The organism is Pseudomonas sp. NPDC087336, assembly GCF_044744285.1.
In the GTDB taxonomy this organism is placed as follows: domain Bacteria; phylum Pseudomonadota; class Gammaproteobacteria; order Pseudomonadales; family Pseudomonadaceae; genus Aquipseudomonas.
The window spans coordinates 23,022-37,930 of the sequence record NZ_JBIUYA010000026.1 but is presented as its reverse complement, the minus strand read 5'-3'; the positions used below and the strand labels follow the sequence as shown (position 1 = coordinate 37,930).

Sequence of the window (14,909 nt, the reverse complement as noted above, 5' to 3'; positions counted from 1 at the left end):
GGATTGCATTGTTCTCGAGAATGGGCTTATCCATTTAAGAGCTTTCGCACCCGCGCCACTGGCGCTATCCTTGAATCATCCCAATTGCCCCAGGGCGGCTAAATACGACCTTGAACGCACCCATCGAACCACATCGTTTCATCCTCGAGCCTTTTGAGGCTCGCCGCTTCGCTAATCTGTGCGGGCAGTTCGACGAACACCTGCGCCTGATCGAGCAGCGCCTGACCATCGAGATCCGCAACCGCGGAAACCAGTTCGAACTGATCGGCGAGCGTAAACACACCACCTCCGCGGAAAACCTCCTGCGCCGCCTGTACCGGGAAACCAAGGGTACCGAGCTGTCGCCGGACCTGGTTCACCTGTTCCTGCAGGAATCGGCCGTCGAAGAGCTGGACAACCACTCGCCCGCCGACGCCTCCGTCGCCCTGCGCACCAAAAAAGGCATGATTCGCCCTCGCGGCTTGAATCAGCAGCGCTACGTCAAGGAAATCCTCGGCAACGACATCAACTTCGGCATCGGCCCGGCCGGTACCGGCAAGACCTATCTGGCCGTGGCCTGCGCAGTGGACGCCTTGGAACGCGAACAGATCCGGCGCATCCTGCTGGTGCGTCCGGCGGTCGAGGCCGGCGAAAAACTCGGTTTCCTGCCCGGTGACCTGTCACAGAAAATCGACCCGTATTTGCGCCCGCTCTATGACGCGCTCTACGAAATGCTCGGTTTCGAACACGTCGCCAAGCTGATCGAGCGCCAGGTGATCGAAGTGGCGCCACTGGCCTACATGCGCGGTCGCACGCTGAACAACAGCTTCATCATCCTCGACGAAAGCCAGAACACCACGGTCGAACAGATGAAAATGTTCCTGACCCGGATCGGCTTCGGCTCCACAGCCGTCATCACCGGTGACATCACCCAGGTCGACCTGCCGAAAGGCACCAAGTCCGGGCTGCACCACGTGATCGAAGTACTGAAGGATGTTCCGGGTATCAGCTTTACCCATTTCATGCCCAAGGACGTCGTGCGCCACCCGCTGGTGCAGCGCATTGTCGAGGCCTACGAGCGCTTCGAAAATCGCTCCGCCGATGAAGCACCAAAGGACAGCCGACGCGATGCTTGAGCTTGATCTGCAAATCGCGACCCAAGCGCCTGCCCCCAGCGAAGCCGAGTTCCGCCAATGGTGCGAACTGGCCCTGCGCCAGCGCACCGCCGACTCCGAGATGACCATTCGCCTGGTCGACGAAGTCGAGGGGCGCGAACTGAACAATACCTGGCGGCAAAAGGACTACGCCACCAACGTCCTCTCGTTTCCTGCCGATGTGCCAGACGAGTTTCTCGACATCCCGTTGCTGGGCGACCTGGTGATCTGCGTGGCGGTGGTCGAGCGTGAAGCCGCCGAGCAGGGCAAGGAGCTCAAGGCCCATTGGGCACACCTGGTGATTCACGGCTGCTTGCATCTGCTGGGTTACGACCATATAGATGATGACGAAGCCGAAGAGATGGAAGCACTGGAACGAACGTTGCTTGCTGAACTGGGCTATCCCGATCCGTACGCGGACGACGAAATCGAAGTCCCCCCTACCGAAACAACAAAGGATTCAGAGTAATCGCTATGAGCGAAGATCGATCGAGCAACGGGCAGAAGTCTTGGCTGGGTAAGCTCACCCAGGCTTTTGCCCACGAGCCGAAGAACCGCCAGGAGCTGCTGGAGCTGCTGCGCGATGCACACCAGAACAAACTGCTGGACAGCGAAGCGCTGGCCATCGTCGAAGGCGCTATCCAGGTTGCCGACCTGCAAGTACGGGACATCATGGTCCCGCGCTCGCAGATGATCAGCATCAAGGCGACCCAGACACCTCGCGAATTCCTGCCTGCCGTGGTCGATTCGGCCCACTCCCGCTATCCGGTGATCGGCGAAAGCCACGATGACGTGATGGGGGTGTTGCTGGCCAAGGACTTGCTGCCGTTGATCCTCAGGGAGAACGGCGACAGTTTCAACATCAAGGACCTGCTGCGCCCGGCCACTTTCGTGCCGGAGTCCAAGCGCCTTAACGTGTTGTTGCGCGAGTTCCGAGCGAACCACAACCACATGGCCATCGTCATTGACGAATACGGCGGCGTGGCGGGCCTGGTGACCATCGAAGACGTGCTGGAACAGATCGTCGGCGACATCGAAGACGAACACGACGTCGAAGAAGACAGCTACATCAAGCCACTGCCCAGCGGCGACTTCCTGATCAAGGCCCTGACGCCGATCGAGAACTTCAACGAGTTCTTCGACAGCGAATTTTCCGACGACGAGTTCGACACCGTGGGCGGCCTGGTGATGAGCGCGTTCGGGCACTTGCCAAAACGCAACGAAATCACTGAAATCGGCACCTATCGCTTTCGCATCCTGAACGCCGACAGTCGGCGGATTCATTTGCTGCGACTGACGCCTATCGCCCGGTAAAAACCTAAGGATTGAAATGCGCTGGACAACCCGCCCCGGCTGGCCCGGTAACCTGCTGGCCGTGGCGGCCGGTGCAATCACCACCCTGGCCCTGGCGCCTTTCGATATCTGGCCACTGGCACTGCTGGCAGTCGGGCTTTTCTATGCCGGTTTGCGTGAACTGAATCCACGCCAGGCCCTGGGCCGTGGCTGGTGTTTCGGCTTCGGCCTGTTTGGCGCCGGCACCAGCTGGATCTACTACAGCATCCATCACTTCGGTGGTGCGTCGGTGCTGCTGGCCGGCTTCCTGATGTTGATCTTCACGGCGGCGATTGCCTGGTTCTTTGCCCTGCCCGCCTGGATCTGGGCGCGTTGGCTGCGACGCAACGAAGCACCGCTGGCGGATACCCTCGCCTTTGCGGCGTTGTGGGTCGGCCAGGAAGCGTTTCGCGGCTGGTTCCTCACCGGCTTCCCATGGCTCTACTCCGGCTACAGCCAGCTCGACGGCCCACTGGCCGGTCTCGCGCCTGTCGGCGGGATGTGGCTGATATCCTTCACCCTGGCCCTGACGGCCGCCTTGATCTACAACGCCATGCGCCTGGTGCGCACGGGGCGCAAGGGCTTCATCGCCGTGGGCGTCGTGCTGCTGGCAGGCCCGTGGGTGGCCGGCATTGCACTCAAGCAACACGCCTGGACCAGCCCGGCAGGCCCGCCACTGAGTGTCGCGGCGATCCAGGGCAACATCGAACAAAACATGAAGTGGGACCCGGCGCAGCTCAATGCGCAATTGGAGCTGTACCGCGACATGAGCTTCAGCTCGAAACGGGTCGACTTGCTGATCTGGCCGGAAACCGCGGTCCCGGTGCTCAAGGAGTCTGCCCAGGGCTACCTGGACATGATGGGGAAATTTGCCGCCGAGCGAGATTCGGCAATGATTACCGGCGTGCCGATCCGCGAAGTCGTCCACCAGCAGAAGCGCTTCTATAACGGCATAACCGTGGTCGGCGAAGGCGATGGCACCTACCTCAAGCAGAAGCTGGTGCCGTTCGGCGAGTACGTGCCGCTGCAGGATGTGCTGCGTGGCCTGATCGCGTTTTTCGACCTGCCCATGTCGGACTTTGCCCGCGGTCATTCCGATCAGGCCATGTTGCAAGCCAAGGGCTACCAGATTGCGCCGTTCATCTGCTATGAAGTGGTGTATCCAGAGTTCGCTGCCGGCCTTGCCGCACAAAGCGACCTGCTGTTGACCATCAGCAACGACACCTGGTTCGGCACATCCATCGGCCCGCTGCAACACCTGCAGATGGCACAGATGCGCGCGCTTGAAGCTGGCCGTTGGATGATCCGCGCCACCAACAATGGCGTGACCGGCCTGATCAATCCGTTCGGCCAGATCACCACGCAGATCCCGCAATTCGAACGCGGCATCCTGTACGGCGAAGTGATGCCGATGCACAACCTCACACCGTACCTGCAATGGCGTTCATGGCCGTTGATCGTTGTGTGTGCGCTGTTGTTTGGCTGGGCATTGATTGCCAGCCGGATGGCCAAGACCGTTTAAACGCGATGCCTGCAAAGGATCGCAGCCTCGTTTCACTCGACAGCTCCTACAGAGAACGCAATCTCCTGTAGGAGCTGTCGAGTGAAAAGAGGCTGCGATCTTTTGATCTTTAACGGTAGAACAGCGAATACCCGATCTGCCCCGCCGCTTCATTCAGCAACTGCCCGCTGCGCCAGATCGCCTTTAACTCCGGCATCCAGCCACCCAGTGGCTCGGCGTTATACACGCTCAAGAACCCCACCGGCGCCGGCACCACTTCAAACCCGGCCTTCTGAAAACTCCAGACCGCTCGCGGCATATGCCAGGCCTGGGTCACCACCACCACGCGCTTGATACCTTCAGGCAACAAGACCTCGGCGCTGAATGTCGCGTTCTCCCAAGTGGTGCGGCTTTGCCCTTCCTGCCAACGCACCGCAACGCCGAAATCATCGTGCAATGAGTCTGCCATCAATTTGGCCTCGGTTGGCGGCGTGCCGTAATGCAAACCGCCACTGGTCAGAATCGGCAAGCCCGAGGCCTTTGCCAGGCGAGCAGCATAGCGCTCCCGCTCCAAAGCCACCCCGGTGGGTTGATCGCTGCCCCAGGCCAGATCACCCCGCTCGCGCCCGGCCCCCAGCACCACGATCGCATCGGCGCGCCGTGCCAACGTTGTCCATTCGTCGCGAGCCAAGGGCACCTCACGCTCAAGAAGCCCGGCGCCCCACTGCACCACCACCGGCAGGCTCATCAACCAGAAGCCACCCACGCCCAGGGCAAAACAGCAACTGGCAAGTCGCGGCCTTGAGCGGCGCCACCACCAGGCGAACACCAGCAACAGGATAAGAACGCCGGGTGGCATCAGAAGGTGTTTCACGAAATAACGAAAAGGCATCGGGCATCTCCTTAGATGCCCGAAGCCTAAGTGGGTTGACGCAAAGCGACAATAAATACGGAAGGACTATGCTTCAAAAAACCGCGGAGCATGGCTCTATGCCTTACTTGCACTGCAGGGACCGGACCTTTACCGCATCTCTGCCAGCTACTTTGTCCTTGAGCCAGATGATCTTGGCCGAACGTGGTGCGTCGAGTTGCTTCACTGCTTCAGATAAGCATCCCTGCGTTTCACGCTCACTGCGATCGAGGTACGCCTTGACCAGTGCAAACTCTGCGGGGCTAAGGCCACGCAACTCCAGTTCCAAAGGGCGTTCGTCGCGCAGCCGACCAGCTGTTTTGGCTGCATCAAGGGCCATGCCCAAACGATCGATCAGTCTTTCGTACAACTCCGGTTTTGTAACTTTTTGCCGTGACTCAACCATCCCTCACCTCATTGGAAGATAAGACCTACTCCCCAGTTAGAGCTTAGCTTCCATCGACAAACCGGCTGGACGCCGCGACCAACGGCCCTCGCAGCGGTTTTCACGAGACGCGCGGCAGTAATCAGGGTTTCCCTCGATAGAGTGCGGTCATGTATGCTACGGCGCTTCCTGTAACTCCACTTCCAGCTCGTCTGGACACCGAAACGCCGAAATGGCGTGTTCACCGTCCAGCGTCGCATTGAAGAGGATTAGGCCACCCCTATTCAGTTCAAAAGTAGCCATGCACGAACAATATCAGCCCCGTGAAATCGAAGCCGCCGCCCAGTCGTTCTGGGACGAGCAAAAGTCCTTTGAAGTCAGTGAACAGCCAGGCAAGGAGACCTACTACTGCCTGTCGATGTTCCCTTACCCCAGCGGCAAGCTACACATGGGGCACGTGCGCAACTACACCATCGGCGACGTGATCTCCCGCTACCAGCGCATGCTGGGCAAGAACGTCCTGCAACCCATGGGTTGGGACGCCTTCGGCATGCCGGCGGAAAACGCCGCGATGAAGAACAACGTAGCGCCTGCCAAGTGGACCTACGAAAACATCGCCTACATGAAGTCCCAGCTGCGCAGCCTGGGCCTGGCGGTGGACTGGTCGCGCGAAGTGACCACCTGCAAACCCGATTACTACCGTTGGGAACAATGGCTGTTCACTCGCCTGTTCGAAAAAGGTGTGATCTACAAGAAAAGCGGTACCGTGAACTGGGACCCGGTCGACCAGACCGTCCTGGCCAACGAGCAAGTGATCGACGGTCGCGGCTGGCGTTCTGGCGCGCTGATCGAAAAGCGCGAAATCCCGATGTACTACTTCAAGATCACCGCCTACGCGGATGAGCTGCTGGAGAGCCTCGACGAACTGACTGGCTGGCCTGAACAGGTCAAGACCATGCAGCGCAACTGGATCGGCAAATCCCGCGGCATGGAAGTGCAGTTCCCGTACAACGTCGATTCCATCGGCGAAACCGGCACCCTGAAAGTCTTCACTACCCGTCCGGACACTCTCATGGGCGCGACTTATGTTGCCGTGGCCGCAGAGCACCACCTGGCCGCCCTCGCCGCCAAGAACAACCCTGAGCTGCAGGCATTCATCGCCGAATGCAAGGGCGGCAGCGTCGCTGAAGCCGACGTTGCGACCCAGGAGAAAAAAGGCCTGCCAACCGGCCTGTTCGTCGAGCACCCGTTGACTGGCGAAAAACTGCCAGTGTGGGTCGCCAACTACGTGCTGATGCACTACGGCGACGGTGCGGTAATGGCGGTTCCGGCCCACGACGAACGTGATTTCGAGTTCGCCCACAAGTACAACCTGCCGGTCAAATCGGTAGTACGCACCAGTGCGGGTGACACCAACCCGGCGCCATGGCAAGACGCCTACGGCGAGTACGGCACGCTGATCAACTCCGGCGAGTTCGACGGCCTCGACTTCGCCGGCGCCTTCGACGCCATCGAAGTCGCGCTGATCAAGAAAGAACTCGGTGCCTCGCGCACCCAGTTCCGCCTGCGTGACTGGGGCATCAGCCGTCAGCGCTACTGGGGCTGTCCGATTCCGATCATCCACTGCGGCACTTGCGGTGACGTACCGGTGCCGGAAGATCAATTGCCCGTCGTACTGCCGGAAGACGTCGTACCCGATGGTGCCGGCTCCCCGCTGGCGCGCATGCCCGAGTTCTACGAGTGCAGCTGCCCGAAATGCGGCCAGCCTGCCAAGCGTGAAACCGACACCATGGACACCTTCGTCGAGTCCTCGTGGTACTACGCCCGCTACGCCTCGCCGCACTTCGAGGGTGGCCTGGTGGAAAAATCCGCGGCCGACCACTGGTTGCCGGTGGATCAGTACATCGGTGGCATCGAACACGCGATCCTGCACCTGCTTTACGCGCGCTTCTTCCACAAGCTGATGCGCGACGAAGGCCTGGTCAGCTCCAACGAACCGTTCAAGAACCTGCTGACCCAAGGCATGGTGATCGCCGAGACCTATTACCGTCGTGAAGCCAACGGTGCCTACACCTGGTTCAACCCGGCGGACGTCGAACTCGAACGCGACAGCAAGGCCAAGGTCATCAGCGCCAAGCTGATCGCAGACGGCCTGCCGGTGGAAATCGGTGGCACCGAGAAGATGGCCAAGTCGAAAAACAACGGCGTTGACCCACAGTCGATGATTGACCAGTTCGGCGCCGACACCTGCCGTCTGTTCATGATGTTCGCCTCGCCACCTGACATGAGCGCGGAATGGTCCGACTCCGGGGTTGAAGGTTCGCACCGCTTCCTCAAACGCGTCTGGCGCCTGGCTCAAGCCCACGTCATCCAGGGCCTTCCGGGCAAACTGGACGTCGCCAGCCTGAACGACGAGCAGAAAGCCATCCGCCGCTCGATCCACCAGGCCATCAAGCAGGCCAGCCATGACGTCGGCCAGAACCACAAGTTCAACACCGCCATCGCCCAGGTGATGACGCTGATGAACGTGCTGGAAAAAGCCGCGCAAGTTACCGATCAGGATCGCGCACTGGTCCAGGAAGGCCTGGAAACCGTGACCCTGCTGTTGGCGCCGATCACGCCGCATATCTGCCACGAGCTGTGGCATCGACTGGGTCACGCCGATCCGGTGATCGATGCCGGCTGGCCAGTGCTGGACGAAAGCGCGCTGGTGCAGGACAGCCTGACGCTGGTCATCCAGGTCAACGGCAAGCTGCGCGGCCAGATCGAAATGCCGGCCAGCGCCACTCGCGAAGAAGTCGAAGCTGCCGCACGGGCCAACGAGAACGTGCTGCGTTTCGTCGATGGTCTGACCATTCGCAAAGTGATCGTGGTGCCCGGAAAACTGGTCAACATCGTCGCCAGCTAATTGGATCAGGCGCCCGGCCCTGCCGGGCGCCGAACAAACCTTTCGGGCCGCTTGATTGGCCCACATGGTTTCAAGGGGAGCAACACAATGATCAAACGCAACTTGCTGGTGATAGGCCTCGCGGTCCTGTTGAGCGCCTGTGGCTTCCAGCTGCGTGGCACCGGCACCACCGACCTGGCGCTCAAGGAACTCGACCTGAGCGCCCGCGACGCTTACGGCGATACCGTGACGCAACTGCGCCAGATGCTGGTAAGCAGCGGCGTCAAGGTCTACAACGGCGCCCCTTACAAACTCATCCTGACCGACCAGCAGGAATCCCAGCGCATCCTCAGCTACGCTGGTGCCGGTCGCACGGGCGAGTATCAACTGAGCACGGTGCTCAGCTATGACATTCGCGGCCAGGGCAACCTGCCCCTGCTCAACGACAAGCTCGAAGTGCAGAAGGTGTTCATCCATGACGGCAACAACCTGGTAGGTTCCGACCAGGAAGCCGCCGACGCCCGCAAGGAAATGCGTCGCGAGCTGGTTCAACGCATGATGTTGCGCCTGCAGCAATTCACCCCGGCCCAGCTGGACCAGCTGCAGCAGACTGCCGAAGCCAAGGCCAAGGCGGAAGCCGCGGCGCTGGAAGCGGCACAGAAGGCTGAGGCGAACACGCCGCGTCAGTCGCCCATCGATTTGCCTCAGCAGTAAGACTTACGGGGCGCTCTGGCGCCCCGTTTGCCCTCTCCCATGAAGCTCGCTCCCGCCCAACTCGCCAAACACCTGCAAGGCGCCCTCGCGCCGGTCTACGTCATCAGTGGCGATGACCCCTTGCTCTGCCAGGAAGCTGCCGACGCCATCCGCGCAGCCGCCCGCCAACAAGGCTTCGACGAACGCCAGGTGTTCGCCGCCGATGCCAGTTTCGACTGGGGTACCTTGCTGCAAGCCGGCGCCAGCATGTCGCTGTTCGCCGAAAAACGCCTGCTGGAACTGCGCCTGCCTTCGGGCAAGCCCGGCGATAAAGGTGCCGCCGCACTCATTGAGTACTGCTCGCGACCGGCCGAAGACACCGTGCTGTTGATCAGCCTGCCGAAGCTCGATGGCAGCGCGCAGAAAACCAAATGGGGCAAGGCGCTGGTCGAAGGCCAACAGACCCAATTCGTGCAGATCTGGCCGGTGGATGCCAACCAGTTGCCTAGCTGGATCCGTCAACGCCTGTCCCAGGCCGGGCTATCCGCCAGCCAGGACGCCGTCGAGCTGATCGCCGCCCGGGTCGAGGGCAACTTGCTGGCCGCCGCCCAGGAAATCGAAAAACTCAAGCTGATGGCCGAAGGCGGCCAGATCACCATCGAGACCGTGCAGGCTGCGGTGGCCGACAGTGCGCGCTTCGACGTTTTCGGCTTGACCGACGCCATTCTCAATGGCGAAGCCGCCCATGCACTGCGCATGCTCGAAGGGCTTCGTGGTGAAGGTGTCGAGCCCCCGGTGATTCTTTGGGCCCTGGCCCGGGAACTGCGCCTGCTGGCCAATATTTCGTTGCAATACAGCCAGGGTACGCCTCTGGACAAGGCCTTCAGCCAGGCCAGGCCGCCGGTTTGGGACAAGCGCAAACCGCTGATGAGCAAAGCCTTGCAACGCTATTCGGCGCAACGCTGGGCGCAATTGCTGCTCGAAGCCCAGCGCATCGACGCGCAGATCAAGGGCCAGGCGGCGGGTTCGCCGTGGATGAGCTTGAGTCGCCTGACGCTGTTGATGGCTGGGCAGAGATTATCGTTGCCTGCAGAGTAAGGCTTTAGACCGTAGCGCGTTCGCTCCTACAGGGAACGCGCACGAAAGGTCCTACAAAATGCAGGGACTAGACAGAAGCCTCGCATGAGCCGATGATTCCCCCCGCAAAAACCACTCACTTGCGAGAGCCCATCATGAGCAAAAAGCCATCTAAACATGGCCCCAACAAGGCCAAATCCATCGTCGCCCAGCCATTGTTCCGCAGCCGCCAGGAACGCGCCGGCAAGGGCAAAGGCAGCTACCGCCGCGAAGCCTTCCAGTCTGACAACTGGGAGGCTTCTTACTTTCTGGCGGCCTGAAAGGCAAGCATCCGCTCAACATGTTAAGGTCTGTACCTGATTCGTTTTCCCTGGACCCGTGCATGCCCTTTTGTCTTTCCCGTCGTTGGCAGTTTCGCCAATTGATTGCTGCCTCCAGCCTCATTTTGCTCGTCGCCTGCGCGGAAAAACCCACCGCCGCCGACGCCCAGCCGATTCAGACCCTCCCTGTCGCCACCGCCCCCGCGGTCATCGCGCCCGTGGTTCCGAGCGGCGAAAACCTCGACATCCAGCCAACCCAGACCTTCGCCGAATGGCAGGCGGGCTTTCGCAGGGACGCTCTGGCCGCCGGTATCCGCGCCGACCTGTTCGACCGCGCCTTTGCCAATGTCAGCTTCGACCCGGCCGTGATCCGCGCCGACCGCAGCCAACCGGAATTCGCAAAACCGGTGTGGGAGTACCTCGATGGCGCCCTGTCGCCGCTGCGCGTTCGCAAGGGCCAGGCTTTGGTCGACCAGTACGCCGGCATCCTGCAAAGCATCGAACAGCGCTACGGCGTCGACCGCCAGGCGCTGGTTGCGGTGTGGGGCATGGAAAGCAACTTCGGCCAGTTCCAGGGCAGCAAGTCGGTGATCAACTCACTGGCAACCCTGGCCTACGAAGGCCGCCGCCCGGGCTTCGCTCATGCGCAATTGATCGCCGCCCTGCAAATCCTCCAGCAAGGCGATATCGAACCCGAAAAAATGCTGGGTTCCTGGGCGGGAGCCATGGGCCAGACCCAGTTCATCCCGACCACCTACAACACCCACGCCGTGGACTTCGATGGCGACGGACGCCGCGATATCTGGGGTAGCGTCACCGACGCCCTGGCATCGACCGCCCACTACCTGCAAAGCTCCGGCTGGCAAAAAGGCCAACCGTGGGGCTTCGAAGTGCAGCTGCCGGGCAGCTTCGACTACGTCCTCGCCGATGGCTCGATTCGCAAGAGCGTCGCCGAATGGCGGCAACTGGGCGTGGTGCTGCCCAACGGCGGCCAGTTCCCAGCTGGCACCGAGCAACTGTCCGCGGCGCTGCTATTGCCGGCAGGCTACCGCGGCCCGGCCTTCCTGGTGCTCGACAACTTCCGCGCGATTCTCAAGTACAACAACTCGTCGTCCTACGCCCTGGCGGTGAGCCTGCTGTCCGAGCGCTTCAATGGCGCAGGGCTGATCAGCGGCACGTGGCCCAAGGATGATCTGCCCCTGAGCCGCACCGAGCGGATTGAACTGCAAAACCTGCTGAGTGCGCAGAACTACGACGCGGGCACTGCCGACGGGATCATCGGCGCCAATACCCGCAAGGCGATCCGCAGTGCCCAGCAGTCGTTTGGCTGGCCGGCGGATGGTTATCCGACGCACAAGTTGCTGGAAGGGTTGCGTAACCGCTAAACAACTCCCTTGCAGGAGCGAGCGGTGCGGCGATCCGACTTGCTGGCGAACCAGGCGCTGCGGTGTATCTGACGCACCGTGTAATCGTTTTTCGCGGGCAAGTCGGATCGCCGCACCGCTCGCTCCTACAAAGGCGAGGTGTTTCTAGCGCCTTACCACATTCTGCTCCAGAAACAGTTGCTGGCTCCCCGCATCCAGCTTCACCAACGCGCCCATCGGCAGCGTCAGGTTTGGATTGCAGTGCCCGCTGCGCCACCCGGACAGTACCGGGATGCACAGGGGTTCCAGGGTCTGCTTGAGCAATCGGTCCAGGGCCTGGACCTCTACCCCCGCTATATCACCCACCAGAACCCCGCGCAGTTTGTGCAACACGCCCGCCAGGCGCAAATGGGTCAGCAGACGATCGATGCGATACAGCGGTTCGTTAATGTCTTCGATAAACAGGATGACACCCGCGGCATCGATCTCGAACGGCGTGCCCATGGTCGCGGCAATCATCGACAGGTTACCGCCTAGAAGGCGCCCATGAGCGATACCCGGCACGATCGTCGTCAAGGGGCGGCCAACCGGGTGAGGAACCACGCTACCAGCCCTGTACTGCCCTCTGAGCATGTTGAAGAACGAGGACTCGGTGGGTGCCAGCCGCTCCCCCAGCAGATCGGCATTGAGCAACGGGCCATGGAATGTCACGAAACCCGCGTAGCGGCTGATCGCCAAATGCAGCGCGGTAATGTCGCTATAGCCGATGAATGGCTTGGCGTTTTGGCGCAGCAGCGGGAAATCGATGCGATCAAGCAACCGTGGCGTACCGTATCCGCCGCGCAGGCAAATGATGGCATCGACCTCAGGGTCGGTGAACGCGGCGTGCAGGTCATTGAGTCGCACATTGTCGCTGCCGGCCAGATAGCCGTCCTTCTCGAACACCCCGGGGAATATCCGCAGCGAATACCCACGAGCACGCATCCAGGCGATGGCTTTTTTTGTGTCCAGCGCGGCCGGACCCGCAGGCGCGATAACCGCGATCAGCCCCTGCATCGGCAAGGCCGGAACAGGCGTGTGAGGAAGGAGCGTCGGGTCAGGTCTTGCGTTCATCCATGGATCTCCCTGCGTGAAAGCATCAAACACACATTAGTCAGGAACGTAGACAAACAGAAGTGGATCAAGCATTGCGCAGTCGCAGGAAAAGACTGATGTGCCTGTGGGAAAGGCAAAAAAAGCCCGCAAGGCCGATTGAACGTTGCGGGCTGTTTTTTCATCGCCGAATCAGGACGACATCAACTCGGCCTTGACCAGCTTGGCCTGCTCGTCGGCGTGGTAGGAAGAGCGTACCAGTGGGCCGGACGCAACGTTCTTGAAGCCCATCTTGTAACCTTCCTCGGCGAACCAGGCGAAGGTGTCCGGGTGCACGAAGCGCTGCACCGGCAAGTGGCTACGCGACGGTTGCAGGTACTGGCCCAGGGTCAGCATGTCGATGTCGTGTTCGCGCATGCGCTTCATCACTTCGATGACTTCTTCGTCCGTTTCACCCAGACCCAGCATCAAACCGGACTTGGTCGGGATGTGCGGCATCATCTGCTTGAAGCGTTGCAGCAGGGTCAGCGACCACTGGTAGTCCGAACCCGGGCGCGCAGCCTTGTACAGGCGCGGCACGGTCTCCAGGTTGTGGTTGAACACATCCGGTGGCTCGGCAGCGGTGATTTCCAGGGCGATGTCCATGCGGCCACGGTAGTCCGGGACCAGGGTTTCGAGCTGCACGTTCGGCGACAGCTTGCGGATTTCACGGATGCAGTCGGCAAAGTGCTGGGCACCGCCGTCACGCAGGTCGTCACGGTCCACCGAGGTGATCACCACGTACTTCAGACGCAGGTCGGCAATGGCGATGGCCAGGCTTTGCGGCTCGTTGACGTCGAGTGGTTTTGGACGGCCGTGGCCAACGTCGCAGAACGGGCAGCGACGGGTGCAGATGTCACCCATGATCATGAAGGTCGCGGTGCCGCCGGAGAAGCACTCGCCCAGGTTCGGGCAGGAGGCTTCTTCGCACACACTGTGCAACTTGTGTTTGCGCAGCAACGCCTTGATACGGTCGACTTCCGGAGAGACCGGAATACGCACACGAATCCAGTCAGGCTTCTTCGGCAGTTCGGTGGTCGGAATGATCTTTACCGGGATGCGTGCAACCTTCTCGGCGCCGCGCAGCTTGACGCCGGCTTCAACCTTGGGACGCGGGGCCGGGCGCTCGGTGACATCGAGCGTCGGGATCATGGTTTGCACTGCATCAGTAGTCATATCAGTCGATTCCGCCCGTCAGGGTCGTCTGCTCAGCATAGTCGAGGTGTTTGACGAGCTGCGCACGCAGCCGGGCACTTACCTCGGCAAATTCAATCGATCCTGCGTGATCGCTCAGCTGGGTCATCGCCAGCCCGGCGTAGCCGCAGGGATTAATCCGTCGAAACGGTTCCAGGTTCATGTCCACGTTCAGGGCCAGGCCATGAAAGGAACAACCGTGGCGGATCCGCAAACCCAGGGAGGCGATTTTCGCGCCGTTGACATACACACCCGGTGCATCGGGCTTGGCCGCCGCTGTCACGCCGTAGCTGGCAAGCAGCTCGATCAGGCATGACTCCATGCGAGTCACCAGGTCACGCACGCCGAAACCCAGCTTGCGCACATCCAGCAACAGATACGCCACCAGTTGCCCGGGCCCGTGATACGTCACCTGCCCACCGCGATCGACCTGCACCACCGGGATATCTCCCGGCACCAGCAGGTGCTCGGCCTTGCCGGCCTGCCCCTGTGTGAAGACCGGCGGGTGCTCGACCAGCCAGATCTCGTCGTCGGCATCGCTGCCGCGCTCATTGGTGAAGCGCTGCATCGCGTGCCAAACGGGCTCGTAAGCCATCTGGCCAAGTTCGCGAAAGCCCAGCGTGCCGGACATCACAGCACCATGTGCACGAAACCGGTGGCCCGCAGTTCGCTGTTGATGTTGTACAGCTGGTCCTGGTCGGTCGCGACGATGTGCAACTGGATCGTGGTGTACTTGCCGTTGGTGCTCTGGCGTTCATCCACGCGGTCATGGTTGATCGTCGCGTGTTTCTGGACGATCGCGATGATCTTGTCTTTGTTGCCCACACCGGTATCGCTGATCACCTTAACCGGGTAATCAACGTTGGGGAATTCGATCTTGGGCGCCTTTACTTCGGTATCGGTCATGGCGTAACGGCCTCGTAAGCGTAAGCCGTGGCGACGACAAGGCCCCGCGCCGGATCAGCACGAGGCCTTGCAGGAG

The 14,909-nt window shown here is 61.1% G+C and carries 15 protein-coding genes; 9 read left to right on the top strand and 6 right to left on the bottom strand.

The genetic code is table 11. From position 1 onward, the window contains the following. Window positions 1–110: 110 nt before the first annotated feature. Genes ACIO0C_RS23185 through lnt form a run of 4 tightly spaced genes read left to right on the top strand, consistent with a single transcriptional unit; the run spans window position 111 to window position 3,987 of the window. Entirely contained in the window at window positions 111–1,115 is a 1,005-nt protein-coding gene (locus ACIO0C_RS23185; protein ID WP_401315503.1) for a PhoH family protein, read from the top strand. Beyond that, window positions 1,108–1,602, top strand: a complete 495-nt coding sequence (gene ybeY / locus ACIO0C_RS23180) for an rRNA maturation RNase YbeY (protein ID WP_401315501.1) — start codon at window positions 1,108–1,110, stop codon at window positions 1,600–1,602. The genes ACIO0C_RS23185 and ybeY overlap by 8 nt, the downstream gene beginning before the upstream one ends. 5 nt (window positions 1,603–1,607) lie before the next feature. Further along, window positions 1,608–2,447, top strand: coding sequence for an HlyC/CorC family transporter (locus ACIO0C_RS23175; RefSeq protein WP_008066006.1), 840 nt, complete (start codon window positions 1,608–1,610; stop codon window positions 2,445–2,447). 16 nt (window positions 2,448–2,463) lie between these two features. After that, entirely contained in the window at window positions 2,464–3,987 is a 1,524-nt protein-coding gene (lnt, locus tag ACIO0C_RS23170; RefSeq protein WP_401315499.1) for an apolipoprotein N-acyltransferase, read from the top strand. Between the two features lie 109 nt (window positions 3,988–4,096). Here the strand turns inward: lnt and ACIO0C_RS23165 are convergent, their stop codons facing one another. Next, entirely contained in the window at window positions 4,097–4,858 is a 762-nt protein-coding gene (locus ACIO0C_RS23165; protein WP_401315497.1) for a YdcF family protein, read from the bottom strand. A gap of 103 nt (window positions 4,859–4,961) precedes the next feature. Then, the gene (locus ACIO0C_RS23160) at window positions 4,962–5,282 is read right to left on the bottom strand and encodes a hypothetical protein (protein ID WP_401315495.1); all 321 of its coding nucleotides are present in this window, start codon (window positions 5,280–5,282) and stop codon (window positions 4,962–4,964) included. 280 nt (window positions 5,283–5,562) lie between these two features. Here ACIO0C_RS23160 and leuS point away from each other — a divergent pair, with 280 nt between their 5' ends. The 5 genes from leuS (at window position 5,563) to ACIO0C_RS23135 (ending at window position 11,623) form a co-directional block, all read left to right on the top strand. Beyond that, window positions 5,563–8,169: a leucine--tRNA ligase gene (gene leuS / locus ACIO0C_RS23155; RefSeq protein WP_401315494.1), complete on the top strand. Its 2,607-nt coding sequence runs from the start codon at window positions 5,563–5,565 to the stop codon at window positions 8,167–8,169. An 87-nt stretch (window positions 8,170–8,256) separates the two neighbouring features. Next, window positions 8,257–8,862 carry an LPS assembly lipoprotein LptE gene (gene lptE, locus ACIO0C_RS23150; RefSeq protein ID WP_401315493.1) on the top strand — a complete coding sequence of 202 codons (606 nt, stop codon included), beginning with the start codon at window positions 8,257–8,259 and terminating at the stop codon, window positions 8,860–8,862. Between the two features lie 39 nt (window positions 8,863–8,901). After that, window positions 8,902–9,939 (top strand): DNA polymerase III subunit delta, encoded by a 1,038-nt coding sequence (gene holA, locus ACIO0C_RS23145; RefSeq protein WP_401315492.1) that lies wholly within the window; start codon window positions 8,902–8,904, stop codon window positions 9,937–9,939. Window positions 9,940–10,073: 134 nt separating this feature from the next. Next, entirely contained in the window at window positions 10,074–10,238 is a 165-nt protein-coding gene (gene arfA, locus ACIO0C_RS23140) for an alternative ribosome rescue factor ArfA (RefSeq protein ID WP_008065994.1), read from the top strand. Window positions 10,239–10,300: 62 nt separating this feature from the next. After that, window positions 10,301–11,623 (top strand): lytic murein transglycosylase, encoded by a 1,323-nt coding sequence (locus ACIO0C_RS23135; RefSeq protein WP_401315490.1) that lies wholly within the window; start codon window positions 10,301–10,303, stop codon window positions 11,621–11,623. A 144-nt stretch (window positions 11,624–11,767) separates the two neighbouring features. Here ACIO0C_RS23135 and ACIO0C_RS23130 read toward each other — a convergent pair whose 3' ends face one another. The 4 genes from ACIO0C_RS23130 to ACIO0C_RS23115 form a co-directional block, all read right to left on the bottom strand. Next, complete coding sequence (locus ACIO0C_RS23130) at window positions 11,768–12,715, bottom strand: LD-carboxypeptidase (RefSeq protein WP_401315488.1); 948 nt, start codon at window positions 12,713–12,715, stop codon at window positions 11,768–11,770. A 171-nt stretch (window positions 12,716–12,886) separates the two neighbouring features. Continuing rightward, a complete protein-coding gene (gene lipA / locus ACIO0C_RS23125; protein ID WP_401315575.1) occupies window positions 12,887–13,885 on the bottom strand; it encodes a lipoyl synthase in 999 nt (332 codons plus the stop codon). A 25-nt stretch (window positions 13,886–13,910) separates the two neighbouring features. Further along, entirely contained in the window at window positions 13,911–14,558 is a 648-nt protein-coding gene (gene lipB, locus ACIO0C_RS23120) for a lipoyl(octanoyl) transferase LipB (protein WP_401315486.1), read from the bottom strand. Continuing rightward, window positions 14,558–14,833, bottom strand: a complete 276-nt coding sequence (locus ACIO0C_RS23115; RefSeq protein WP_008065984.1) for a DUF493 domain-containing protein — start codon at window positions 14,831–14,833, stop codon at window positions 14,558–14,560. Before ACIO0C_RS23115 ends, lipB begins: the two co-directional genes overlap by 1 nt. Between the last annotated feature and the right edge of the window lie 76 nt (window positions 14,834–14,909).